This window comes from Erwinia sp. SLM-02 (genome assembly GCF_037450285.1).
Lineage (GTDB): Bacteria > Pseudomonadota > Gammaproteobacteria > Enterobacterales > Enterobacteriaceae > Erwinia.
Window position 1 is genome coordinate 350,833 of record NZ_JAQISN010000005.1, and the last position, 23,725, is coordinate 374,557.

Annotated in this window: 23 protein-coding genes; 12 read left to right on the forward strand and 11 right to left on the reverse strand. The window is 53.6% G+C overall.

Annotated features, from left to right (window positions below; genetic code table 11):
* Positions 1–118: 118 nt before the first annotated feature.
* Positions 119–1,003, reverse strand: coding sequence for a LysR family transcriptional regulator (locus tag PGH32_RS22705; protein ID WP_337895247.1), 885 nt, complete (start codon positions 1,001–1,003; stop codon positions 119–121).
* Positions 1,004–1,144: 141 nt separating this feature from the next.
* Here PGH32_RS22705 and PGH32_RS22710 point away from each other — a divergent pair, with 141 nt between their 5' ends.
* The 3 genes from PGH32_RS22710 (at position 1,145) to PGH32_RS22720 (ending at position 3,739) form a co-directional block, all read left to right on the forward strand.
* Positions 1,145–2,023, forward strand: coding sequence for a DMT family transporter (locus tag PGH32_RS22710; RefSeq protein ID WP_337895248.1), 879 nt, complete (start codon positions 1,145–1,147; stop codon positions 2,021–2,023).
* Between the two features lie 283 nt (positions 2,024–2,306).
* Entirely contained in the window at positions 2,307–2,972 is a 666-nt protein-coding gene (locus tag PGH32_RS22715) for a DUF3313 domain-containing protein (RefSeq protein ID WP_337895249.1), read from the forward strand.
* Complete coding sequence (locus tag PGH32_RS22720; RefSeq protein ID WP_337895250.1) at positions 2,969–3,739, forward strand: MipA/OmpV family protein; 771 nt, start codon at positions 2,969–2,971, stop codon at positions 3,737–3,739. The genes PGH32_RS22715 and PGH32_RS22720 overlap by 4 nt, the downstream gene beginning before the upstream one ends.
* A gap of 441 nt (positions 3,740–4,180) precedes the next feature.
* On the opposite strand, the gene PGH32_RS22725 is transcribed toward PGH32_RS22720, so the two are convergent.
* Complete coding sequence (locus tag PGH32_RS22725; protein WP_337895251.1) at positions 4,181–4,792, reverse strand: TetR/AcrR family transcriptional regulator; 612 nt, start codon at positions 4,790–4,792, stop codon at positions 4,181–4,183.
* Positions 4,793–5,124: 332 nt separating this feature from the next.
* Between PGH32_RS22725 and PGH32_RS22730 the strand changes: the two genes are divergently transcribed.
* From PGH32_RS22730 to PGH32_RS22745, 4 genes are all read left to right on the forward strand, one after another.
* Positions 5,125–5,682, forward strand: coding sequence for a histidine phosphatase family protein (locus PGH32_RS22730; RefSeq protein WP_337895252.1), 558 nt, complete (start codon positions 5,125–5,127; stop codon positions 5,680–5,682).
* 559 nt (positions 5,683–6,241) lie between these two features.
* Positions 6,242–6,805: a TetR/AcrR family transcriptional regulator gene (locus PGH32_RS22735; RefSeq protein ID WP_337895253.1), complete on the forward strand. Its 564-nt coding sequence runs from the start codon at positions 6,242–6,244 to the stop codon at positions 6,803–6,805.
* A gap of 104 nt (positions 6,806–6,909) precedes the next feature.
* Positions 6,910–8,322, forward strand: coding sequence for an aldehyde dehydrogenase family protein (locus tag PGH32_RS22740; RefSeq protein ID WP_337895254.1), 1,413 nt, complete (start codon positions 6,910–6,912; stop codon positions 8,320–8,322).
* A 109-nt stretch (positions 8,323–8,431) separates the two neighbouring features.
* Positions 8,432–9,106: an NAD(P)H-binding protein gene (locus PGH32_RS22745; RefSeq protein ID WP_337895255.1), complete on the forward strand. Its 675-nt coding sequence runs from the start codon at positions 8,432–8,434 to the stop codon at positions 9,104–9,106.
* Between the two features lie 181 nt (positions 9,107–9,287).
* On the opposite strand, the gene PGH32_RS22750 is transcribed toward PGH32_RS22745, so the two are convergent.
* From PGH32_RS22750 to PGH32_RS22770, 5 genes are all read right to left on the reverse strand, one after another.
* Positions 9,288–11,093, reverse strand: a complete 1,806-nt coding sequence (locus PGH32_RS22750; RefSeq protein WP_337895256.1) for a glycoside hydrolase family 15 protein — start codon at positions 11,091–11,093, stop codon at positions 9,288–9,290.
* Between the two features lie 71 nt (positions 11,094–11,164).
* Positions 11,165–12,052 (reverse strand): SDR family oxidoreductase, encoded by an 888-nt coding sequence (locus PGH32_RS22755; protein ID WP_337895257.1) that lies wholly within the window; start codon positions 12,050–12,052, stop codon positions 11,165–11,167.
* A gap of 358 nt (positions 12,053–12,410) precedes the next feature.
* Positions 12,411–12,650 (reverse strand): biofilm development regulator YmgB/AriR family protein, encoded by a 240-nt coding sequence (locus PGH32_RS22760; protein ID WP_337895258.1) that lies wholly within the window; start codon positions 12,648–12,650, stop codon positions 12,411–12,413.
* Positions 12,651–13,182: 532 nt separating this feature from the next.
* A complete protein-coding gene (locus PGH32_RS22765; RefSeq protein ID WP_314419214.1) occupies positions 13,183–13,440 on the reverse strand; it encodes a hypothetical protein in 258 nt (85 codons plus the stop codon).
* 147 nt (positions 13,441–13,587) lie between these two features.
* A complete protein-coding gene (locus tag PGH32_RS22770) occupies positions 13,588–14,985 on the reverse strand; it encodes an aminotransferase-like domain-containing protein (protein ID WP_337895259.1) in 1,398 nt (465 codons plus the stop codon).
* A gap of 270 nt (positions 14,986–15,255) precedes the next feature.
* Between PGH32_RS22770 and cyoA the strand changes: the two genes are divergently transcribed.
* From cyoA to cyoD, 4 genes are read left to right on the forward strand one after another with little or no spacing between them, the layout of a single operon-like run.
* A complete protein-coding gene (gene cyoA / locus PGH32_RS22775) occupies positions 15,256–16,182 on the forward strand; it encodes a ubiquinol oxidase subunit II (protein WP_314419216.1) in 927 nt (308 codons plus the stop codon).
* A gap of 17 nt (positions 16,183–16,199) precedes the next feature.
* Positions 16,200–18,179 carry a cytochrome o ubiquinol oxidase subunit I gene (gene cyoB / locus PGH32_RS22780; RefSeq protein WP_337895260.1) on the forward strand — a complete coding sequence of 660 codons (1,980 nt, stop codon included), beginning with the start codon at positions 16,200–16,202 and terminating at the stop codon, positions 18,177–18,179.
* Between the two features lie 2 nt (positions 18,180–18,181).
* Positions 18,182–18,796 carry a cytochrome o ubiquinol oxidase subunit III gene (gene cyoC, locus PGH32_RS22785; protein WP_337895261.1) on the forward strand — a complete coding sequence of 205 codons (615 nt, stop codon included), beginning with the start codon at positions 18,182–18,184 and terminating at the stop codon, positions 18,794–18,796.
* Positions 18,797–19,132 carry a cytochrome o ubiquinol oxidase subunit IV gene (gene cyoD, locus PGH32_RS22790; RefSeq protein WP_314419220.1) on the forward strand — a complete coding sequence of 112 codons (336 nt, stop codon included), beginning with the start codon at positions 18,797–18,799 and terminating at the stop codon, positions 19,130–19,132. It abuts the gene before it with no gap.
* Between the two features lie 38 nt (positions 19,133–19,170).
* On the opposite strand, the gene PGH32_RS22795 is transcribed toward cyoD, so the two are convergent.
* From PGH32_RS22795 to PGH32_RS22810, 4 genes are all read right to left on the reverse strand, one after another.
* Entirely contained in the window at positions 19,171–19,398 is a 228-nt protein-coding gene (locus tag PGH32_RS22795; RefSeq protein WP_337895262.1) for a hypothetical protein, read from the reverse strand.
* A 406-nt stretch (positions 19,399–19,804) separates the two neighbouring features.
* Positions 19,805–21,502, reverse strand: a complete 1,698-nt coding sequence (gene cysI / locus PGH32_RS22800; protein ID WP_443112822.1) for an assimilatory sulfite reductase (NADPH) hemoprotein subunit — start codon at positions 21,500–21,502, stop codon at positions 19,805–19,807.
* Between the two features lie 281 nt (positions 21,503–21,783).
* Positions 21,784–22,224 carry a VOC family protein gene (locus PGH32_RS22805; RefSeq protein WP_314419225.1) on the reverse strand — a complete coding sequence of 147 codons (441 nt, stop codon included), beginning with the start codon at positions 22,222–22,224 and terminating at the stop codon, positions 21,784–21,786.
* 134 nt (positions 22,225–22,358) lie between these two features.
* Positions 22,359–22,835: an OsmC family protein gene (locus PGH32_RS22810; protein ID WP_337895264.1), complete on the reverse strand. Its 477-nt coding sequence runs from the start codon at positions 22,833–22,835 to the stop codon at positions 22,359–22,361.
* A 124-nt stretch (positions 22,836–22,959) separates the two neighbouring features.
* On the opposite strand from PGH32_RS22810, the gene PGH32_RS22815 reads away from it, so the two are divergent.
* Positions 22,960–23,643, forward strand: a complete 684-nt coding sequence (locus PGH32_RS22815) for a GntR family transcriptional regulator (protein WP_337895265.1) — start codon at positions 22,960–22,962, stop codon at positions 23,641–23,643.
* Positions 23,644–23,725: the final 82 nt, after the last annotated feature.

Genomic DNA, 23,725 nt, shown 5'->3' on the forward strand with positions numbered 1-23,725 from the left:
CGCAGGCCGTCTCTCGAACAGGCTGTTGCGCAGCTGTTAAAAAGCATAATCCTCATGACGATAAACAAACAGCGAAAAGCTTTGTCGTCCAACGTCAAAAAAAGTGAATGAGGCTGGATTAGCTGACGGATTCGGATTTCCGGTATCGGAGGTAATGCAAAAACTGCTGCACGGCGCGGGAGCAGGTTTTGCTGCTGCGCAATGCCAGCGCGATTTCGCGATAGGGCGCAACATCCAGTGGGCGGGTGACGATGCGGTAAGGGATATTCCTGAGGATCAGACGGGGTAAAATGCTGACGCCCAGCCCCTTCTCGACCATTGCCATCACCGCGTAATCATCCCACAGGGTAAATTTGACGCGCGGTGCCAGCCCGGACGTGTTAAAGATCTCCGCAATTTCATGATTGCTGCCCTTTTCCAGCAGGATAAAAGGCCGATCGCAGAGTGCGGCAAGGGGAACGAGGTCTTTTTCTGCCAGCGGATGATCCTGCGGCAGCACCGCCAGATATTCATCTTTTTCCAGGAAAATCGTCTCCAGCCCCGCTAACGCAGGAAGACGGGTAAAGCCGCAGTCGACGCGCCCTTCTGCAATCCACGCCTCGATTTCGGTGTAGTCCCCCAGCAGCAGTTCGAAATCTATATTCGGGTAATCGCGCTGAAAGGCGCTGAGCATCCCGGGTAACCAGTGGGTGGCGACGCTGGAAAAGGTGCCGATACGGATAATGCCGGACTGCAGCCCGTTAAGCGCATCCACCTCCGCCTGCAACTTCAGGTATTCCTCACAGACGCTTTTCGCAAAGGGCAGCAGCTTAATGCCGTCGGAGGTCAGCCGTACGCCGCTGCGGTGACGCTCGAACAGCGACACCTGCCACTCTTTTTCCAGATCGTTGATCATCCGGCTGATTGCCGACTGGGAATAAAACAGTTTTTCAGCCGCTTTGGTAAAACTGCCCAGCTCCACCACTTTCATAAAGGCTTTATATTTCTGAATATTGATATCCATCCGGCAACGCACCCATCTGCTTTTGTCATGCATTCCATGATAAACATTCGTTTTTGTCATTTCAAAGCCAATGGTAGATTGCCTTTCATCTGAACCGGGTGCTTGCCGGAAACAAATCGACGCTAAGGAACGACGACATTGATGCGTATATCTAAAACAACGCTGGCCGCACAGGGCGCGACCTCCGGGTTTGTGCTGCTGTGGGGATCGGCAGCGATTTTCACCCGTCTGGGGCTGGATAACGCCTCGCCGCTGGCCCTGCTGATTGTGCGCTTCGCCATTGCCCTCACCGCGCTGTTGATTATCGGCGGCCTGCGCAAAACCGGGCTGCCTGCGAAGGGGACACGTGTGCCGGTAGCGCTGACCGGGCTGATGCTGATTGGCGGCTATTCGGTGTGTTACTTCCGGGCGATGTCGGACGGCGTTACGCCCGGGGCCATCGCCACGATTATGGGCATTCAGCCGATTCTGACGCTGTGCCTGACCGAGCGCCGTTTGCAGGGAATGCGGCTCTGCGGTCTGCTGATCGCGCTGGCGGGCCTGGTGCTGATGGTCTGGCAAAGCCTGATTGCCTCCCGTCTGCCCTTCTCCGGCGTGGCCTGCGCGCTGGCCGCACTCGGCTTTATGACTTTCGGGACCATCATGCAGAAGAAAAACCGCCAGTCGCCCGCGGAGATCCTGCCCATGCAGTACGGCATCAGCCTGCTGCTGTGCCTGTTTCTGCTGCCGACGGAAACCGTCCATCTTCGTATCAACGCCGCATTTATCACCTCGGCACTGTTCCTCGGCGTGCTGATTTCCGTGGTTGCTCAACTGCTGTTCTATCGTCTGCTGAGCGTCGGCAGCATTGTGAATGTCACCAGCCTGTTTTATCTGGTGCCGGTGATCACTGCCGTGCTGGATTATCTGCTGCTCGGCAACCGGCTGCCGTGGTCCGGCATTGCCGGCATGACGGCAATTCTGCTGGGTATCATGCTGGTGTTTCGCGCGCCGCAAAAGCCGCAGCGCATCGCCCTCTAAGAGATACCCCCGTTTCGTTTACAGGCTGGAACGGGGGTAGTTTTCCACCGAGAGATTAACGGCAGCCCAGGCGGCCATCCTTGTAGCGTTTCTCTCTTACCTGATCAAAAGCGATACGCCATTTTCACCCGTCGTAAATATGTTTCAGTGTTAAGGCATAACCCTCGCCTGAATTTAATCACTCTGAGTAACGGTTCCCTCTTGACACTGCTGCAATAAAACATCATAACTGTACCGTACAGTTTAGTTATTATGTTTCCAGTTATTTAAAGGAGTGAACATCATGTCGTTAATCGTTCGAAAAACCACCCATCTGGCGATCTTCGCCTCCCTCGCCCTGCTGGCCGGATGCTCAGGCTCCTCGCCGAATAAGTACGCAGGGCTGGACTCTTCCTCGCGATTAACGCCCAATCCGTCCGAGGACAGCGACAGGATCCCGTTTAAATACGCGTCCCCGGTGGACTGGAAGAAGTACAGCAGCATCAATATCGAACCCGTGACGATTTATCAGGGCAGCGATGGTCAGTTCAATGACGTTGAACGCGCCGACCGCAAACAGCTTGCGGACTATATGCAGAAAAAATTCAGTGAGGTGCTGGGTAAAAAATTCCGGGTTGTCTCTGATAATGCACCCGGCACGCTGAAGTTAAAACTCACCCTGACCGGCGCGGACACCACCCCGCAGGTTATCGGCACCTTCACCAAGTTCGACCTTGCCGGCGGTCCGTACAATATCGTGCAGTCGGTGAGAGGAGGACGCGGCCTGATGAGCGGCTACGTGAACTACGCGGTGGAGCTGCATGACGCCATAACGGATGAACTGCTGCTGGCCTATATCGCCGAACAGTATCCGAATGCGATGAACGTGGGGGCAACCTTTGGCGCACTCAGCGCGGCGGAAACGGGCATTGATAAAGGTGCCGACCAGCTGCTGGAAAAATTACAGTGAGCGCGATAAAACCCGCCCCTCCTGCCGTGTTTACTTTCACCGTGGGGCTACTACTGGGCACGGTGACGCTTTCAACCTGCCAGGCAACGGACCTGTCTCTGGGCCTTGCCGCGGCGGGTTTTATTGTTCCTTATAAAGATACGCCCGTTAAAGTCATGCCGTTACCGGCCGTGGGTTACGAAGACGGCACGCTTTTCTGGCAGGGAGCGCGAGGCGGGTTTCATGTTGTTGAAAACAGCTCGCACCGCCTCGATTTTTATCTGGGTGTCGATCCCCGCCAGTTCCGGCCGCAAGACAGTACGGACTGGCTGATCAGGCAGTTGAACAAACGGCGGATTGGTGTCGCATCCGGCCTGGCCTACACGCTGACCACCCGGGCGGGAGATTTCAGCACCTCGCTGGAACGGGACGTCATTAATCACAGCGATGGCATGTCGGTGGAAGCGGCCTGGTCGTACACCCTGCGGCAGGATCGGTGGTCGCTGATCCCGGCGGCCGGAGTGCGGTGGGATAACGGAGCGCAAAACCGTTACTACTACGGCATCAGCGAGGAGGAGTCCCGGCGCAGCCACCTTGCCGAGTGGCATCCCGGGGATGCGTTTACGCCGTGGCTGGGGCTGAGCCTGCGCTACGCCCCAGGCGACCAGCTGTTGACGTATATTTCCGCACAGTATGAACGACTGCCCGATGAGGTCAGACACAGCCCGATGAGCGATCGCGACAGCGCAGCCATCATCACGGCCGGCTTCAGTTACCGATTTCTTTAATTCTGCCACCACCAGGGCAATCCTGCAGCGATTCTGGCTGCAGGATTTTTTTTGCCGTGTCGCCGCAAACGACAGCCGCCGGGAGGAACTCTTGTTCTCCCGGTGGCAGAGTGTGATGCGGAACGGCGCAGGTTATGGCGGGTGATAAATCTACGAGGGGATCAGATGTGGCTACCGATGGAAAGGTAGCCCGAGAGCAGGAAAACGCCGGCGATAAGATAACAATTGAGCACGATTTTCATTATTTCAAACCCGCCTTAAAAGAGAGACACGCAGCCGCTCAACATCAGCGCTGCGGAGAAAAGTGATACGGAAACGACGATAGATCTGAACATGGCACACCCCTTAAATAAACTGTACGGTTCAGTTTACTTAAAGAGCGTAATTTGTCAATCGCCGTTTCCTTCTCTCAATCAACGTTGGGTAAGATGAATGTCCCGGCTAGCAGGCACCCTTGATAAACAGCGTGACTGCCGCCGACACCATCTTCTGAATGCGGTCTTCGCTGAGGGTTTCCACCTCTCTTTTCAGCAGCAGCTCGTCTACTTCGGCTTTGACCAGTGACGTAAACTGCTTCGCCCGCAGTTCCGGTGAGCTGACGTACAGCGCCCCCTGATCCATTGATGCCTGCATAAGCACGGTCAGTGCGGCCATGCTTTCACGTACGCCGGATTCACGAAACAGCTCGCCAATATCCGAATGCCCCGCTTCACCTACAACAACGCGATAAAGCTGCATCGCCTGGCTGTCCGTCGTCAGCACGCTGAGCATCCGTCGGCCAAACACGGTGAGCTTCTCTTCCAGGCTGAGCGACGCGTTATCCTTGCGGTCCAGCTCGCTGGCGGCCTGGGTCAGATAGTGGGTGCTGTAGGTTCTGACCACGCTTTCAAACAGCGCTTCTTTGGACGGAAAGTAGTTATACAGCGTCGCCTTCGAGCCACCGGCACGCTTAGCCACTTCATTCATCGACGCACGTTCATAGCCAAACTCCTGAAACACCGCCGAGGCGGCGGCAAGAATGGCATTTCGTTTTTCATCAGTCAGTGTTCGCATCGTTTCCTCCTAAAACCGGCCTGAATGATAACAAAACCGGTGGGTTCATTAAAGGAACGGCACTGCAAACAGAGGGGGAGATCGGGGATATATCATTAAGCTTCGCGAGAGCCTTATCCCACCATCGAGAAAAGGCTCTTTTGACTACCGGGCTTAACGCTCAACCGTACTGGCTAACTTGGCCGCAGGCGGGCGCGGCTGCGAACGCTGCCAGCCGGAGCCGTAGCAGGTATACTGCGGCGGTACGGCGACTACTACTGCTACTGTGACGTTTAGATCGTCAACCGCAGTGTGCAATGTTGGTAAAAACGAATCACCAGGCAAGGATACCAATGAACATTATTCTGATGCGCCACGGCAAACCGACGTTTAGCGGCGCGGCAAAAGTCACGTCACGGGAAATGGCAGACTGGGTTAAACAGTACGATCTCTCGGATACGCGTGGTGACATACCGCCGCAATCAGCCATCGCCTTGAAAAATACAGGGCCGATCGCCATCAGCAGCCCGCTACCCCGGGCCATTTCCTCCCTTCAGGCCCTCGGCTGCGAGCCGGTGCTGGTCGACGAGGTATTTAAAGAGGCAGATTTACCGATTTACGCGCTGCCCGGCGTTCGGCTTTCCCCCTTTCACTGGGCGGTGGCTTATCGCCTGCTGTGGCTTTGCGGATTTGCTCGCAATGTTGAATCGCTGAACATGGCGAAAGTGCGTGCGGCCAGCGCGGCGCGAAGGCTGGTCGATCTGGCGAAGGAAAGCAATCGCCCCGTACTGCTGATGGGGCACGGCATTATCAACCGGCTGATCGCCCGCGAGCTGAAGTCGCTGGGCTGGCAGGAGGTCAGTCGGCCCGGGAAAGGGTACTGGGGAGCGGGGATTTATCGGGTTCGGTAAGGATTGTGGCATTTCGGCAGATGAATCGATTGATTGAAATGCCCGTCAATGCCCGACTGAACATCATTGTGCTGAAGATAGCGATGTTCATTTTTTAGATCGGTAATCAACACCTGTTCATCTCCGCCTGGGAAGCCTGTAGTGAAGTAAACTGACGCCCAATATAACGGGTGTTAAAGCAGGTTCAGGGTTAACCAGTCGATCCTGAACCTGCGTAAGATCGTACCGGATATGACGCCAGCCCCCCGAAAGCATCAGACACTCACCACACTCGTTATGCCCCCCGCCATTCTCGCGATGATGAAAGCAGGTTCTTTCTGCCTGTCATAATGGATTTGTGCTTCAAAAAAGAAACTCAAGTCCCTTTCGAAACAGCGATCCCGCTGAAGTTTTGAAAATGTGTTGTAGCCTTCTGCACTGTCCACCGCAGCATCATGCCTTTGTTGAAAGGGAAATGACCACGACCGGTCAAAAACCGAACACTAACGATTCTACCCATCAGGTTGCTATTTTTGTGAAATGCATTATGATTGACTAATCACTCAGCTAAGGATGTTTTATGGCTCGCCCATTAGATCAGGAAAAACGTACTGCCATTCTTGATGCTGCGCTTCGCATTATTGCCAGTCAGGGCCTTGGCGCCACCACGTCACTGATGGCGAAAGAAGCGGGCGTTTCAACGGGCTCTCTGTTTACCTATTTCCCGGATAAGCTGACGCTGCTCAACCAGCTTTACCTGCACATTAAAAGTGAAGTCGCCAGTGCCCTGCTTGAAGGGTTTCCTCTTCAGAAGAACATCAGGGAAAAGAGTTTTCATGTCTGGCAGTCTTATATCCGATGGGCATGTGCTAATCCTGAAAAGCGTTCGACACTGCAGCAGCTGAGTGTCTCCCGTAGCGTAACGGAACAAACGCGCCGGCAGTCTTCCGACATGTTTGACGCTGTCAATCAGATGCTGGCTGAGTTAGGGAAATCAGATTCAGGCCGGAGTGTGGCGTTTGTAACTGCAGTGATGGCCTCACTGGCTGAGACAACAGTGGATTTTTCTTTGAGCGAGCCGGAAAACACTGAGAATTACACCCGTGATGGATTTCAGATGTTCTGGCAGGGACTGGGCTTTTAGCCCATCCTCATGAAACATTAAATGACTGACTAGTCAGTTTCATATTCCGGAGCCGTTTTTTAAGCAGCCGGATACACCACCCACCACTCCAGCGAGGAGAACTCATGAAGCATATAACGCAACACTATATTGGCGGGAAATTTGTTGATTCAGTCGGCCAGGAGAAGTTTGATCTTGTTAATCCGGCAACAAACGAACTTATCGGCTCCGTGCTGTTGGGTAACGAAGAAGATACCCGGCAGGCGATCGCTGCAGCAAAGGACGCATTCCGTACCTACTCCCTGACCACGCCAGCTGAGCGTGCCGGTTTTCTTCAGCGCTTCCACGATGCGGTAGCCGCACGGGCGGATGAACATGTACAGGCCCTCGTCCAGGAATATGGCGGACCGGTGCAGATGGCGCAGTTCCTCGTCAAAGCCTCCTGCGACGCTATTCTGAGCGTAAAAGAAAGTCTGAAAGACGTCCCCTTTAAAAAGATGGTCGGCCAGGCTGAAGTGTCTTTGCACCCCGTCGGTGTGGCAGGGCACATCACGCCATGGAACGCCAACATCATGTACTTCTGTAACAAGGCCGCAGCCGCGCTGGCAGCAGGCTGCACCGTGGTGACAAAACCCAGTGAAATGAGTGCCCTGCAGACTCAAGTATTAATGGAGTGCGTGGACGCCGCAGGTCTGCCTGACGGCCTTATCAACATCGTTAATGGTCGCGGTGACGTGGTCGGCGTGGAACTGACGACCAACCCCGACGTCGCTAAAATTTCCTTTACCGGCTCAACGGCCGTCGGCAAGAGCATAGCCGCTCGCGGCGCCGATACGTTGAAACGCGTGACGCTTGAACTGGGCGGTAAATCAGCGCATATCGTTCTGGAAGATGCTGACCTGAACAAAGCACTGCCATTTATCCTTCAGTCAGGATTCATGAACAGCGGTCAGGCCTGCATTGCAGGCACGCGAATTCTGGTGCCGGAAAGCCGCTATGATGAAATTACCACAGCACTGAAGCAGGCGGTTGAACATATCAAGGTCGGCCTGCCTCAGGAGGCTGATACAGCGGTGGGTCCCCTGGTCTCCCGGACGCAGTTCAAGCGAGTGCAGGGCTATATTGAAACCGGTATTCAGGAAGGCGCTGAAATCCTTGCCGGGGGCCCGGGATATCCTGCCGGGCTGGAAGGCGGTAACTTTGTAAAGCCAACGATTTTTATTAACGTGACCAACGACATGTCCATCGCCCGTGAAGAAATTTTCGGACCGGTGCTATGCGTTATTGCTTATAAAGATGAGCAGGAAGCTATCGCGATTGCTAATGACTCACCCTATGGCCTGGCTGGCTACGTCAGTGGCGAAGATGCCGCCCGCGCGAAGAGGGTCGCAGAACAGATGCAGACTGGCGCGGTTTCGATCAATGCGTTTGCGCACACGCCATTTGCTCCATTCGGTGGCGTGAAGCAGTCGGGCATCGGAAGAGAGAACGGCCCTTACGGCATTCAAAGTTACCTGGAATATAAGACGATAGCGTGAAGCAACTCCCGGGGGCTGTTTCTGTAATAAATGTAACAGCCGAGCGCCCCTTCAGGTCTTTGATTGCCTGAAGGGGCATTTATACGAAGTCAAACAGTCAGGATTCATTATGAACATTTTAATCTATGGCGCTTCCGGTATGGTCGGCCAGGGCGTGTTACGCGAGTGTCTGAAAGCAGGTGATGTGGAAACAGTCACTGTCATTGTTCGTTCTCCCCTGACGGAGAAGCACCCCAGGCTTGTACAGGTGGTCACTGATGACCTCATCTCACCCTTGACTGACGCAAATGCGTCTAAAAAATGGGATGCCTGTTTTTTTTGTCTCGGTGTCAGTGCTTCCGGCCTGTCAGAGGAGGAATACTGTCGCCTTACATATAAACTGACGCTTGACGTCGCCGCTCATCTGGTGCGCTTAAACCCTGCCATGACCTTTATTTATGTCTCAGGTGCAGGGACCGACAGTTCTGAAAAAGGGAAAAGCATGTGGGCAAGAGTTAAGGGCAAAACTGAAAATGCCCTGCTCAGGCAGGGCTTTGCAACCGCATTGATGTTTCGCCCGGCAATAATACAGCCGCTTAACGGTATCCAATCCAAAACTGCTGCCTACAGAATTTTTTATAGTGCCCTGGGACCGTTCTTTTCATTACTTAAACGCCTCTTCCCGGACAGCATTCTTACCACTGAAGAAATGGGTAAAGCAATGCTGAATGCTGCCCGCTATGGCTTCGATAAGCCTGTGCTGGAAAAGCAGGATATCAGCCGAATCGCCAGAAGATATCGTTAAATCCTGTGGATTCATTTTGCTCAGCGGAAAAGTCGTTCAGGCTTCAATAAAGTGCGTTCGATGTAAATGAATACATTCTTAAGCTACAGCCACACACTTTTTAATGAATCGATTTCACCAGGATAAAGTCATGTTAGTCCCCCAGGGCGGCCCATCAGGCCGCTTCACCGTTGAGGAGGGATCAGGACAGCGCCTGCGCGGCGCAAATCAGCGCCAGATGGCTTAGCCCCTGCGGCAGGTTGCCGCGCCAGGTGCCGCTACGAACATCGAACATTTCATTAAAGGTTTCCACATTCCCCTGCTCGCATAACGTATCCAGGATCGTCCGCATCGCCTGTTCGGCGTCACTTCGCTCCCCCATCGAAGCCAGCGCCTCTACCAGCCAGAACGAGCACGCCACAAAGGTGCTTTCTTCCTTTTCCACCCCGCTATAGCGATACAGCATCGGGCTGTTATGGCCGAGTTCACGATATATCGCACGGTAGGTCGCCAGCATTCGCTGAGGGTTAACGCTGTTACCATAGTGATGAACCAGCGCCATTGACGCATCCAGACGGTCATCGCTGCCCCGATAGAACAGATAGGCCTGCAGATTTTCCGACCAGCAGTGTTCTTCCACCCAGTCACGAATACGATCCCGTTCCCGCTGCCAGCGCTCAATCCAGGTCGATTCGATATGCTTCTCTTTTGCCAGCTCCACCGCTCTGTCAAGCGCCAGCCAGCAGGCCATTTTCGATTGGGTGTAATGCTGTTCTTCAGGCAGCTCCCAGATACCTGAATCCTTCTGTCGCCAGCTGTCTGCACAGCAGTTCGCCAGTTCCGCCAGCATGCGCGATGTGGAAAGGTCGAGTACGTGGCCTGCCTCAATAAACAGCCGGGCGGTGGCCAGCATGTCACCATACATACTGAGCTGCACCTGGTCGCGCGCGTTATTACCGATGCGGACAGGTTTTGATCCCCGGTATCCTGAGAGTTCGGGGTAGCGTTCTTCAGGGACGAGTTCGCCGTCCAGGGTGTAGCAGGCACGCAGCTTAACCCCATGACGAATGATTGTCTGCGACAGCCACGAATAGGCCGCCTTACAATCTTCGAGCGCCCCGATATAAACAAAGGCTTTGATGATCAGGCAGGCATCACGTACCCAGGCATAGCGATAATCGTAGTTTTTCTCCCCACCTATCCCTTCAGGTAACGAGGTAGTCGCCGCCGCTGCCAGCGCTCCCGTTGGCGAGTACCATAAAAACTTAAGCGCCAGCGCCGAACGCTTGACGTAATCGTCATAGCGCCCGCGATAGCTCAGGCCCCGCGACCAGTCGCACCAGGCCTCGTGGCTGGTTTCAATTCGTTTATCAATTGCATCGATAGCGGGGATCGCCAGCGGCTCGCCCTCGGTCACCAGTAATGCAATCAGCGACCGGCTACCCGGGCGGGTAGTCACACTGGCGATGATTTCCTCATCATCGCAGCGCGTTACGATGACATCATCGCTGGTGCGCAGCATCGCCATAAGATCGGCGATATGAAAGACCGTGCCCTGCGGAGTTTCCGCCATCCACGGAGAGCGCGTCTCGGCCGCCGTACCAAACCGCAGATGCAGATCGAGCGTAACCGTGCCTTCAATCCCTTCCACCCGACGAGCCAGTTCGCTCCACGGCAGTCTGCCCGCCAGCGTGCTGTTAATCGACTCGGTTAATAACAGGGATCCGGTATCGGTTTCAAAGCGGGTTTCCAGCACATTGCTGTCAGGGCGATAGTGGCGTTCAACCCTGTACGGTGCGGACGGCTCCAGCTTAAAAAAACCGCCGATGGACGCGTCCAGCATTTGGTCAAAAAGAGGGGGAGAATCCAGATTGGGCGCGCACCACCAGTCAATCGACCCGTCCGGCGCGATAAGTGCAACCGATCGGCCTTCGCCGATGGCGGCGTAATCACCTAATTCGGCAAAACCCTCCACCCGAAGGGGTGAATGATAAATCGTATTGTTCATTGTCTGTCGTCCCTGCCGCTGTGAATCAATACGTGGCCGCGAAGGCCACGCAACAACTGATTAACTTCCGCCTACAGCGTGCCGGTACCGCCATCCGAGCACCACACCTGACCGGAGGTGTAGCTGCTTTCTACCGACGCCATCGTCACGTAGAGCGCGGCTATTTCCGCCGGCTGGCCGGGGCGGCCGAGCGGGGCCGAAGCGCCAAACTCTTTCACTTTCTCCTGCGGTTGCCCGCCGCTGGACTGAAGTGGCGTCCAGTAAGGGCCTGGTGCGACGGCGTTAACGCGAATGCCTTCTTTACCCAACTGTTTTGCCAGCGATTTGGTAAAGGCAACAATACTTGCTTTGGTCTGCGCGTAATCCAGCAGAATTTCGCTGGGCTTAAAGGCCTGGACCGAGCTGGTATTTATAATTGACGCGCCGCGCGGAAGATATTCCAGCGCCGCTTTGGTTATCCAGAACATGGCGTAAACATTGGTTTTAAATGTCGCGTCAAAATCTTCCGTGCTTAATGTCCGAATGGATTCGTTATATTGCTGGCGCCCTGCGTTATTGACCAGAATATCCAGCCCGCCGAGTTTTTCAGCGGCCTCTTTTACCAGCTGCTGACAAAATGCTTCGCTCCGAATATCGCCAGGCAGCGCAATGGCCTTGCGCCCTTCCGCTTCGATCAGGCGGATAACTTCCGCAGCGTCCGGCTCCTCTTCCGGCAGATAACCGATTGCCACATCAGCCCCTTCACGGGCGTAGGCAATTGCCACCGCCCGGCCAATACCGGAGTCGCCGCCGGTGATTAACGCTTTGCGCCCGGCAAGGCGACCGCTGCCCTTATAGCTTTTTTCCCCGTGATCCGGCACCGGGATCATTTTACTGGCCAGCCCCGGCATCGGCTGAGGCTGTTCGACGAAGGGAGGTACAGGGTAGTCAACAGGATTAAGATTCTTGTGAGTAGGCATGTATTCTCCTTCATTTTTTCAGTGAGGTTTAAGCCTGGCACAGATATTCATTTTCACAATAAAAAACCGTGTTCAGATATTAACCGTTAAATTCATATCCACTTAAAAAAAACAAAAGTAAATAACAAAATCCTGTCAACTAACGTGCTAACGCACGTTTAACATCCAATAAATTCGACAGATCAATATCTGTAAGTGTCACACACCAAGATATTATCATCGGGGTGAGTGATTAACATTTAGCCTGTAGTGAATTTAATAAAATAAGATCCAGGATAATATGAAGTAAGGCAGGCGGTGATAATCAGGAAGTGAAAAATGGTGTTTCGCGGGAAATAAAATGGGCAGGCCGCCGTCACTATCGGCCAAAGAGTTTGCCAAGAAGATCTCGCAGATGCATCAGTTCAGTCTCATCCGTTGTGGCGTCGAGTCGAACGATCAGCTTAAGACATACGGAAGTACAGCTAAGATTTTTCCCCTGACGGAGTATTTCTACGGTGATTTTTCCAAGAATCTCAATTTGATACGGGTGAGTGACCCGGCAAAAATAACTGCTAATCCCGCCGGATTTTTCCGGAAGAATGCCATCTTGATGCATAGGAAGTCCTGGTTAAAAAAGTGGGCGATGCCGCAAAATAACTGATGCCCGTGTTCAAGTACAGTAGAGATTGTTGTTGGCCGTACGCCAGACGATGAAGGTTTTTAGTTTCTGAGTAATCTGAGGAATGGGTCTCGCATGGATTGCTGAAGTGAAGGTTGAGGAGACCCAAACTCAGTTGTAGTGAAGATTAATGAATTTAAGGGGTTAAACTTTAAATTGTGAAGGTATCAATGCATCAAACGGGCCAGAAATTTTATCGCTTCCCGACAGGCGTTAACAAAATCTGGTTCTTCAGTATTTTGCGCCATCCTGTGGAGCTCATTGATTATCTCATGAACGGTCAGCGGCTGGTCCGGCTTAAGCAGTCGTGTTACAACCGTTCCTATAGCGACATAGATATCTTCAGTGGTAGTGTCATCTATCACAAAACCTCTCTAGACAGGTGGACAAGTGTTTATTATAGCACAATCCAGTTTATTGTGCTGACTGGCGCCCTGCCAGCATTGCTTATCGACTGTGTTAAGCGGCGTTAGTGGATCTGCTGTCGTGAAGGTACATCAGCGGACGAACTGTCTTTTTCCCCGGAACTGTTCAGCCTTTCCGACCGGATTTCTTTTATTGCACGTACTGCCGCATTGACGCGATCTTCATCAAGTTCGTTAGCAACGATCGCATGAAGTTTGGCCAATAGCGAATGCCACGTGATGGCGGCGTTGTCATTGAGCAACTCCGTGACAGCTTCACCAATAATGTGCTCTGTCATTTTTTCATCTGAATGATTATTCATCGGTCAATTCCTGTAACGTGTTTACCGCGAAGCTTAACATAAACTCAAAATAAAGATGCCAGACCAATCACCCGCACCGTGCTGAACCTGTGGATCAGGAGGCTAAACGAAAAGGGCTAAGCCTCCATTTACCTTTGTTATCTGTTTTTAAACATATCCCCCGCCCGCCAGCGGCTGGCTGGCATTTTTCAGGACATTATTCAGCCGCTGCAATGCATTAGAAAGCTGGGAGAGATCCCGCGCGCCGCCGAGTGAAATCCGGATACCGGACAGCACGCCGCCAACGGGTGAGAACACATACGATGGCGTAATCCCCAGCCCGACCTTCGCCGCCGAATGCACCAGTGAATGGGGATCGAATCCCGCTTCTCCCTCCAACCAGACGTGGAGCCCGAACGGGCTGGAGACAATTTTTCCGGGCAGAATACTGTTCGCCAGAGCCACGCGCTGAGCGTTTTCCTGCCGCAGTTCCTGCAGCAGCGCCATCGCCGCGCCGGTATGGATCCAGTCCGCCGTCACCGCCAGCATCAGCGGATTAGCAATCAGCACGTTGGCACGAATAACCCCCGCCAGCGGTTCCCAGGATGTGGACTCGGGGCAGATTACCCAGGCCACGCGTACGCCCGGGGTCAGGCATTTCGACAGCGTGGACACATACCAGCTATTGTGCGGTGCCAGCGTGGCAATCGGTGCAGACGGCTCATCCGGCAGCAGGCCGTAAGGGTCATCCTCGATCAGCGTCAGATTATGCGCTATCAGCGCCGCCGCAATCGCCTTACGTCGCTCTAAGGAGACGGTCATCGCCGTCGGATTGTGGATCGTCGGGTTGAGATAAACCACCTTCGCGCCGTAGGTCTTGCAGGCGTGGACCAGCCCGTCGGGGTCCATCCCCTGCTCATCCACCGCCACGGTGACAATCTGCAGGTTGTGCTGGCGGGCGGCGGAGATAAATCCCGGGTAAGTCAGTTCATCCGTCACCACCACGTCGCCGGGTTTGGTCAGTAGAGAAAGCAACGCACTGATGGCCGTCTGCGCCCCCGGGCAGGCCACAACCCGCTGGCTGTCGAACTCACCGAGCAGGGGCTTCAGCCACTTCACCGCCGCGTTGCGCTCCACCGCCGAACCGGCCCCCACGTGATAGGTCATCAGCGACTCCGCATCAGTTGAGGACTGCAGGCGTTCCAGGGAGCGGCTTATCAGCGGCAGTATTTTTGCCGATCCCGGCGGCGTATTCATGCTCAGGTCGATATGCGACAGCGTATCCGGCTGGTAAGAGATAAACGATCCCCTACCGCTCGCCGCCTGCGTCAGGTTCCTTTCGCGCAGGTCATTGTAGGCGCGGGTGACCGTGGTCAAATCCACCCTCAGTAATTCCGCCAGCTCGCGCTGGGTCGGCATCCGGTCGCCGGGCAACAGCTCTCCGGCATCAATGGCCGCGGTCACCATATTGATGATTTGCTTATATCTTGCCCCGTTGCCCGGCTTTATCGGATAGATCCAGTGGGTTTTTATCGAGCTTGTCTTCTTTTTTTCGGCAAATGACATAGATCACCCTTTAAAATACCCATACAAAAGAGTATAAAAAGCGCCTGTTGTTGCAAATAAAATGCATTTAATCGCTATCTTGTATGGATTTTGTTGGCATATAAACACAAAACCAAAATGAGGATAACAAATTGATAACAGGGTCGACTGTAAATGGTGTGAAGCAGACAGCTTTGAAAGCGCTGTCTGAGCACCGCGTATTGCCAGAAGGATACAACATTTCGCCTGCGGGACTCTGCATAAATGCGAAAAAATTATAGGGTATTCAGGATGTTAAAAAACACAATTAAATCAATTAAGGCAATGATTGTTCTGGCAATTATCCCCTTAATGACCGGCTGTAGCTGGACGCTGTTTGACTCCAGGGGGCAGGTGGGAAAAGAGCAGAGCAACCTGATTATCACCGCGATCCTGCTGATGCTGATCGTGGTTATCCCGGCCATTCTGATGACCTTTGCCTTTGCATGGCGCTATCGTGCGGGGAACAAACGGGCGAAATACACCCCAGAATGGGCGCATTCCACCCGTGTTGAGGTGGTTGTCTGGGGCGTGCCGCTGATTATCATTATCGCGCTGGCGGTAATTGTATGGATTAGTACCCACCGCCTCGATCCCTACAAGCCGCTTGAATCTTCAAAACCCCCGCTGACGGTTGAAGTGATCGCCACCGACTGGAAATGGGTCTTCATCTACCCGGAAGAAAACATTGCCACGGTCAACGAACTTTATATTCCGGTCGACCGCCCGGTTTCCTTCCAGATCACCTCTGACTCCACGATGAATACCTTCTTCATTCCGCAGCTGGGCGGGCAGATTTATGCCATGGCCGGCATGCGTACCCAACTGAACCTTATCGCCGATGAAACCGGTCAGTTTGACGGCATCTCCGGCAACTTCAGCGGTCCGGGGTTCTCAGATATGAAGTTCATCACCCACTCGACTTCGGACGCCGACTTCCAGAGCTGGGTCAGCGGGATTAAAGCGCAGAACCATCCGCTGAGCTTCAGCGGCTTTAAAACGCTGGCCCTGCCCTCCGTAAAACATCCGGTTGAGCATTTCTCCCACGTTGAACCGGGGCTGTTCCAGCGAATTATCGACCAGTACATGGACTCCGGTATGGACCGGCACGCAGATGACGCGCATGCCGGCATGAGTATGGGTTCAGCCGAAATGCATATGAGCCATACAGGCGAATAAGAACGATGGAGCAAGCGATGTTTGGCAAATTAACATTAGATGCAATCCCCTATCACGAACCCATCGTCATGGTGACGGTGGCCGCCATTATTCTGGGCGGGCTGGCGGTGGTGGCGGGCATAACCTGGTTTAAAAAATGGACCGTGCTGTGGAACGACTGGCTGACCACCGTTGACCACAAGCGCATCGGCATTATGTACATCTTCGTGGCGCTGATTATGCTGATCCGCGGTTTTGCGGATGCCATTATGATGCGTACCCAGCTGGCGGTGGCCGGTGGCGGCAGCGAAGGTTTCCTGCCGCCCCATCACTACGATCAGATCTTCACCGCCCACGGCGTGATTATGATCTTCTTCGTTGCCACACCGTTTATTACCGGTCTGATGAACATCATCATGCCGCTGCAAATCGGCGCGCGCGACGTCTCGTTCCCGTGGCTTAACGCACTCAGCTTCTGGCTGTTTGTCGGCGGGGTGATTCTGGTTAACCTCTCCCTGGGCGTCGGTGAATTTGCGCAGACCGGCTGGGTCGCCTATCCGCCGCTATCGGGGATCAAGTTCAGCCCCGGCGTTGGGGTCGACTACTATATCTGGAGCCTGCAACTCTCGGGCCTGGGTACGCTGCTGACCGGGGTGAATCTGTTTGTCACCATCCTGAAAATGCGTGCGCCGGGCATGAAGCTGATGACCATGCCGGTGTTCACCTGGACCACGCTGGTGACCTGCGCGATTATCATTGCGGCGTTCCCGATCCTGACGGCGGCGCTGGCGATGCTGACGCTGGACCGCTATCTGGATATGCATTTCTTCACCAATGAACTGGGTGGGAATGCGATGATGTACGTGAACCTGATCTGGGCCTGGGGACACCCTGAAGTCTATATTCTGGTGCTGCCCGCCTTTGGCGTGTTCTCCGAAGTCACCCCCACCTTTGCGCGTAAAAAACTGTTCGGCTACACCTCCATGGTCAGCGCCACGGTGGCGATCGGTATTCTGTCGTTTATCGTCTGGCTGCATCACTTCTTCACGATGGGTTCCGGGGCCAGCGTTAATGCCTTCTTCGGCATTATGACCATGATCATCGCCATCCCGACCGGGGTGAAGATTTTCACCTGGCTGTTCACCATGTATCGCGGCAATCTGGTCTTTACCACGCCGATGCTCTGGGTGCTGGGGTCGCTGGTGACCTTTACCGTCGGCGGTATGACCGGCGTGCTGCTCGCCATCCCCGGCGCGGATTTCCTGCTGCACAACAGCCTGTTCCTCGTGGCCCACTTCCATAACGTGATTATCGGCGGGGCGCTGTTCGGCTACTTCGCGGGCTTCGGCTTCTGGTTCCCGAAAGTCTTCGGTATCCAGCTGAATGAAAGACTCGGCCGCTATTCGTTCTGGTGCTGGATTATTGGCTTCTATCTGGCCTTTATCCCGATGTATATCCTCGGCTTTATGGGCATGACCCGCCGCCTGAACCACTACACCAACCCGGACTGGGGCCCGTATCTGAAAATCGCTGAGGTCGGTGCCTTCTTCATTCTGTTCGGCATTCTCTTCTTCCTCGCGCAGATCTACGTCAGCGTGCGCGATCACATTAAACACAAGCGGCAGCCGTGCGCGGAAGATCCGTGGGATGGCCGCACGCTGGAATGGGCCACCTCGTCACCGCCGGCATTCTATAACTTCGCCGTCGTTCCGCATGTGGACAGCCTGGATTACTGGCACGAAGCGAAGAAAAAAGGGCTGCCGCCAAAACCCACCCGATACGAAGCTTTCCTGATGCCGCGAAACTCCGCTTCGCCGTTCGTGGTGTCGATGATCGCTACCCTGCTGGGCTTCGCGCTGATCTGGCACATCTGGTGGCTGGCAATCTTCTGCGTGTTTGGTATGGCCGCGGGCGTCTTTATGCGCGTCTATGACCAGGACATCGAGTACACCGTCACGGCGGAAGAGATTGAGAAAATAGAAAACCAGCGTATTCATTCTGTTACGGAAAAGGCTTAACTATGAGTAGTCACACACTCAATCCGGCTCTGCATCACGATGCAGAGCATGAACACGGGCATCACGATCACGGCACCAAACTCGGGCTGTGGATCTATCTGATGTCCGACTGCATTCTGTTTGGCAGTTTCTTCGCCACCTACGCGGTGTTGAGCGATGCGTTTGCCGGCGGGCCAACGCCAAAGGACATCTTTGAGATCCCCTACGTTCTGACCGAAACCTTTATGCTGCTGCTGTCGAGCATCACCTGCGGTTTCGTGATGATCGCCCTGCGCCAGGGGAAAAAGAATCAGGTGCTGTTCTGGCTGGCCGTGACCTTCCTGTTTGGCCTCGCCTTTGTTGGGATGGAGGTCAACGAGTTCCACCATCTGATTGAGAACAACGCCGGACCCGACCGCAGCGCCTGGCTCTCCGCGTTCTTTACCCTGGTGGCCACCCACGGCCTGCACGTCAGCGTGGGCCTGATCTGGATGGGCATTATGATCCACCAGATTATGACCCGGGGACTGGGGGGCAAAACCACGCTGCGGCTGGAGTGCCTGAGCCTGTTCTGGCACTTCCTCGATCTGGTGTGGATCTGCGTGTTCACCGTTGTTTATCTGCTGGGGGTCTATTAAATGAGTAAGGCGGTTTTACATTCCGACAGCCACGATCACGGCAGCTATAAAAGCTATCTTACCGGCTTTGTGCTCTGCGTGATCCTCACGCTGATCCCTTTCATGCTGGTGATGTATCCGGCCGGGCCTCGCTGGCTCACTATTACGCTTTTTGTGGTGACGGCGGTGGCGCAGCTGCTGGTACAGCTGGTTTATTTCCTGCATTTAAATCGTAAGACCGAGGATGGCTGGAATCTGGCAAGCTTTGTTTTCACTCTGCTGATCCTGTTAATCATTATCGGACTTTCAATCTGGATCATCTGGAGTATGCATTACCACATGATGATTAATCGATAATAAAAATGGCCTGTTGTTTCTATTCAACAGGCCATTTCTCAGGGTTCATTTTTAAATTTCGCCGCGTGCTGCTTAATCAGCTCGGTGCAGGATTCGTTATCGAAGTAATCTCTTATTTTATCTTTACCCCCGCCTTCCGCCTGGTGACAGGCATCAATCTGCTTTAACGAATTTTCTCTGGCGGACGATTTATCCTGCAGGGTCATGCAGAGGATCATCACGCCATATACCGCTGCGATAAAAACGCAGGCCGCCAGCATCAGCATTAAACACCCTGACTTACCGGGTTCTTTTTTTCTCACCCTCGTTAACTTCATGGCTGACTCCGAATGAATGAAAAAGAATTAAAAAAGATGAATAAAAAAAGCCCGACTCCAAAAAGGGGCGGGCGTATAAAAAGGAGGAACACACACTTAAACCACAACACCTCCCTTGTCGAAATAAATATTACGCTTACCGAATTACCAAGTAAAGTTAAATATCAAATGAAAACTGTTATAGCATTTAATTCAATGACTGTTATCGTTTGCGAAAGATAAATATTATAATAATAATTAATTTCCCCGGTGCTTAACGTGGAATATATGACGCGGGCACTCGTGCGGCTTTGATGTTGTAAATCATTTCTGCCCGAAAATAGCAATGCTGATATTGCCCTATGGCTTTCCGGCCTCAAACAACGGCGTGAAAATCTCTGGCGGAGTCGACCACCGGTGCAACAATCTGGCTGCGGATGACAAAGTCGCCGAACCCTTCATCCGCATCGCGCCCGGCAGACCAGCGGGCTATCAGTTCATCCATCATGAGCATCAGCTCAGCGCTGCTGAAATTGTCGCGATAAAGCCGGGGGATACGCGTACCCTGCCGGTTGCCGCCCAGGTACAGGCTGTAGCGATCCGGTGCTCTGCCCACCAGCCCCATTTCTGCCAGCATGGCGCGGCCGCAGCCGTTCGGGCAGCCGGTGATGCGGAATACGATCGATTCGTCGGTGAGTCCATGGCGGTCCAGCGACTGCTCCAGGCTTTTGACAAAATCAGGCAGTACGCGTTCGGCTTCCGCCATGGCCAGCGGACAGGTGGGAAACGAAACGCAGGCCATGGAATCTTTTTCCAGATTCGTCACGGTATCGTCGATCAGACCAAACTGGCGGGCAATGTCGTCAATCTGCTGCTTTTGCTCCTCGCTGACGCCCGCCACGATAAGGTTCTGATTCGCCGTCAGGCGGAAGTCACCCTGGTGAATTTTCGCGATTTCCGCAATGCCGCTTTTAAACGGATAGCCGGGTTTATCAATCAGACGGCCGCTGGGGATAAACAGCGTTAAATGCCACTGCTTATCCACACCTGCAACCCAACCGATGCGGTCGCCGCGCCCGGTAAGCTGATACGGCTTCACCGGCTGAAAGCTGACCCCCGCCCTTTTTTCGACCTCGGCTTTAAACACCGCAACGCCCACGCGTTCCAGGGTGTATTTGGTTTTGGCATTGCGCCGGTTGCTGCGATTACCCCAGTCGCGCTGCACCGACACCACCGCTTCGGCAATCTGCAGCGTCTGCGCCAGCGGGATAAAACCAAATTCCGACGCCAGCCGCGGCCAGGTGGAGGCATCTCCCTGAGTCATAGCCAGACCGCCACCGACCAGCACATTGAAACCGGTAAGCTGTCCATCCTCACCAACGGCAATAAAGTTCAGATCGTTGGCGTGAAGGTCGACATCATTCTGCGGCGGGATCACCACCGCGGTTTTAAACTTTCGCGGAAGATAGGTATTACCGAGAATAGGTTCTTTCTCATCCTTAATGGAAACTTTTTCCTTGTCCAGCCAGACTTCAGCATAGGCATTAGTACGGGGTAAAAGATGCTCAGATATCTTTTTCGCCCATTCGTAAGCTTCAATATGCAGATTCGACTCAACGGGGTTGGCCGTGCATAATACATTACGGTTTACGTCCCCTGCGGTGGCTCTGGAATCCAGCCCCAGCCGGTGAAGTAGCTGATGTACGGGTTTAATATTGTGTTTCAATACGCCGTGAAACTGAACGGTCTGCCGGTTGGTAATACGAATACTGCCATACAGCGTATTATCACGCGCAAACTCATCTATGCCTAACCACTGCTGCGGCGTAATTATCCCACCCGGTAGTCTCACCCTGAGCATGACGGTATGCAGCGGCTCAAGTTTTTGCGCAATACGATCCTGACGGATATCGCGGTCGTCCTGCTGATACATGCCGTGGAAGCGAATCAGCTGGAAGTTATCGCCGTCAAAGCCACCGGTAATATCATTTTCAAGATCGCGGGTAATGGTGCCGCGAAGTAATACGCTATTGCCTTTTAACCGCTCGTTATCAGACAGTTTTTCATCGCTCATAATAAACTTACCACTCTTTATCATAATGAATGGAAAGTTAATCACTGAAAACGGACCGCCACCATGCACAGAAATAATGTAGCGAGCTATAACAGTTGATTTATCTGGCGCTAATCACTTTAATTTATTAAACCTATCGATTCCGCAAATAATAAGCCATGAACGGATGGCTTATTATTATATCGAAACGAAATATGTACAGGATAAATGTTATAAATCAATCCGCATAATATTACAGCGAAGCGACATATTGACCTCTCAGCTTGCTTTCCTGCGGATCATTACGCGTCGCGCAGCCAGGGGGTAAAGGTCACGCCCGTCAGCAGCCCTTCCGGGCTGAGCAGTCGCGTCACCGTCTGGCCCCAGGGCTCTTCGCGCTCTGCCACCAGCAGGCGATAGCCCTGCGCCTCCAGCGAGCGGGTCGCAGCCTGAATATCACGCACTTCGAACTCGATCCATCCCTGGGGTTCGGGCAGATCGGCAGGCCACTGCTCGCTGCCGAAGCAGGATAACGCGGCCTGCGCCAGCGGCCACAGTGCGAAATGCTTAACCCCACCCAACGCATCGTGCTCGCTCAGCAGGTAGTCTTCATTTCCTTCCATTGCCTTCAGCGGTAAACCGAGTGCATCGCGATAAAATGCAGCGCTGACTGCGCTACTGCGCGTGACTGGCCCAAAACCGGCAACAAACAGAACATCCACTCCCGCTAAATCCTGTGTCATGGCGCTTCCCTTTTTCACATTATCGACATCAGTACATTCTGATGTCGATAACGTAGCAGGATTCCGTGACTGAGGGGAACTACATTGCCACTTCCGGCAGAACACGAAGGTGCGGAGAATGAACAGTTATTCGTCTATTTCTCTGATGTACAGGAAATAATTGGCCGGCATTCAACGGGAAAATTAAGGGAGTTAGCGATAAAACACTGTTCGTGAGCCTGGTGGTGCAGGTCTGCCGCCCGCTGGATATCATCCCCTTCGCGAATCACGATTTCAGGCCGTAGCGTGATACGCGTGAAATGTCCGCGATCGCCATCAACCATGGTGCCTTCTGCACGATCCTGATAGGCGAACACGCTGATGCCCGCTTCGGCGCACAAATGCAAATACCACAGCTTGTGGCAGGCTGATACCGAGGCAACCAGAAGGTCTTCCGGGTTCCAGCGCGATTTGTCACCCAGAAAAGCCGGATCGGACGAGCCGGTTATCCCGGCTTTATTTAATGCCGAAATCGTAAAGTCGCGGCTGTACGCTTTATAAGATTCCGTGCCCTGCCCTTTATTGCCGGTCCATTCGATGTTAACCCGATAATGATGTTCGCGCTGAGCCATGATGTTTTCTCCTGTCTGGAAGGTTTCCATAAAGCATTTACCAGGGTTAAGGGGCTGTTAGCCACGATCTGGCAGAAGCCATCATAATGGTATACCATTATGCCAAAATCAACAGGGGATGTTTATGACGCTAAAAACTCAATCCACGGCAAGCCTTTTAGCTGAGCAGCTGAGGGCGATGATCAACAACGGTACGCTGCCTGAAGGCTCGCGGCTGGTGGAGCGCGATCTCGCTACGCAGTTTTCTGTCAGCCGTGTTCCTATGCGTGAAGCTATCCGGCAGCTGGAGCAGGAGGGGATCGTAGATATTTATCCCAATCGCGGCGCGGTAGTCAGGACAATGTCAGCCGATGAGATTCGCCATATCTATCACCTGCGTGCGCTGCTGGAAGGCGATGCAATATTCCACAGCGTAAAGAATATGGGTGCAGAGACCCTTTCACGGGCTGGCCTCACCCATCAGCTGCTCGGGGATGCCGGCGAAGCGGAGAAGCAGGGATCGCTGAATCTTGAGTTCCATGAAATCCTCTATGCCGACTGTCGCAATCCGCGCCAGCTGCTGCTGATTGCCGAACTGCGCAACCAGATAGAACGCTATGAGCACCTTCAGCGAAAGCTGCTTTCCGATACGCCGATGTTTCAGCATGAACACGCCGCTATTCTTGACGCCTGCCGGGCCAGGGACGCTGATAAAGCACGTGAAATGACCATTAAGCATATCCTCTCCGCAGGGAAGATCGTGATGGATGCAGTGACTCCCCCATCAGTTGAAGAGAATGGTCAGCTCGCTTACAGCAAGCGTGGTTAAAACAGGTTCGCGCAGCAGGCGGCCTCGCCGCAAAAGCCGAACCAAACATTAACAAAGTGTTTCTGTAACAGGCATTTGTCGC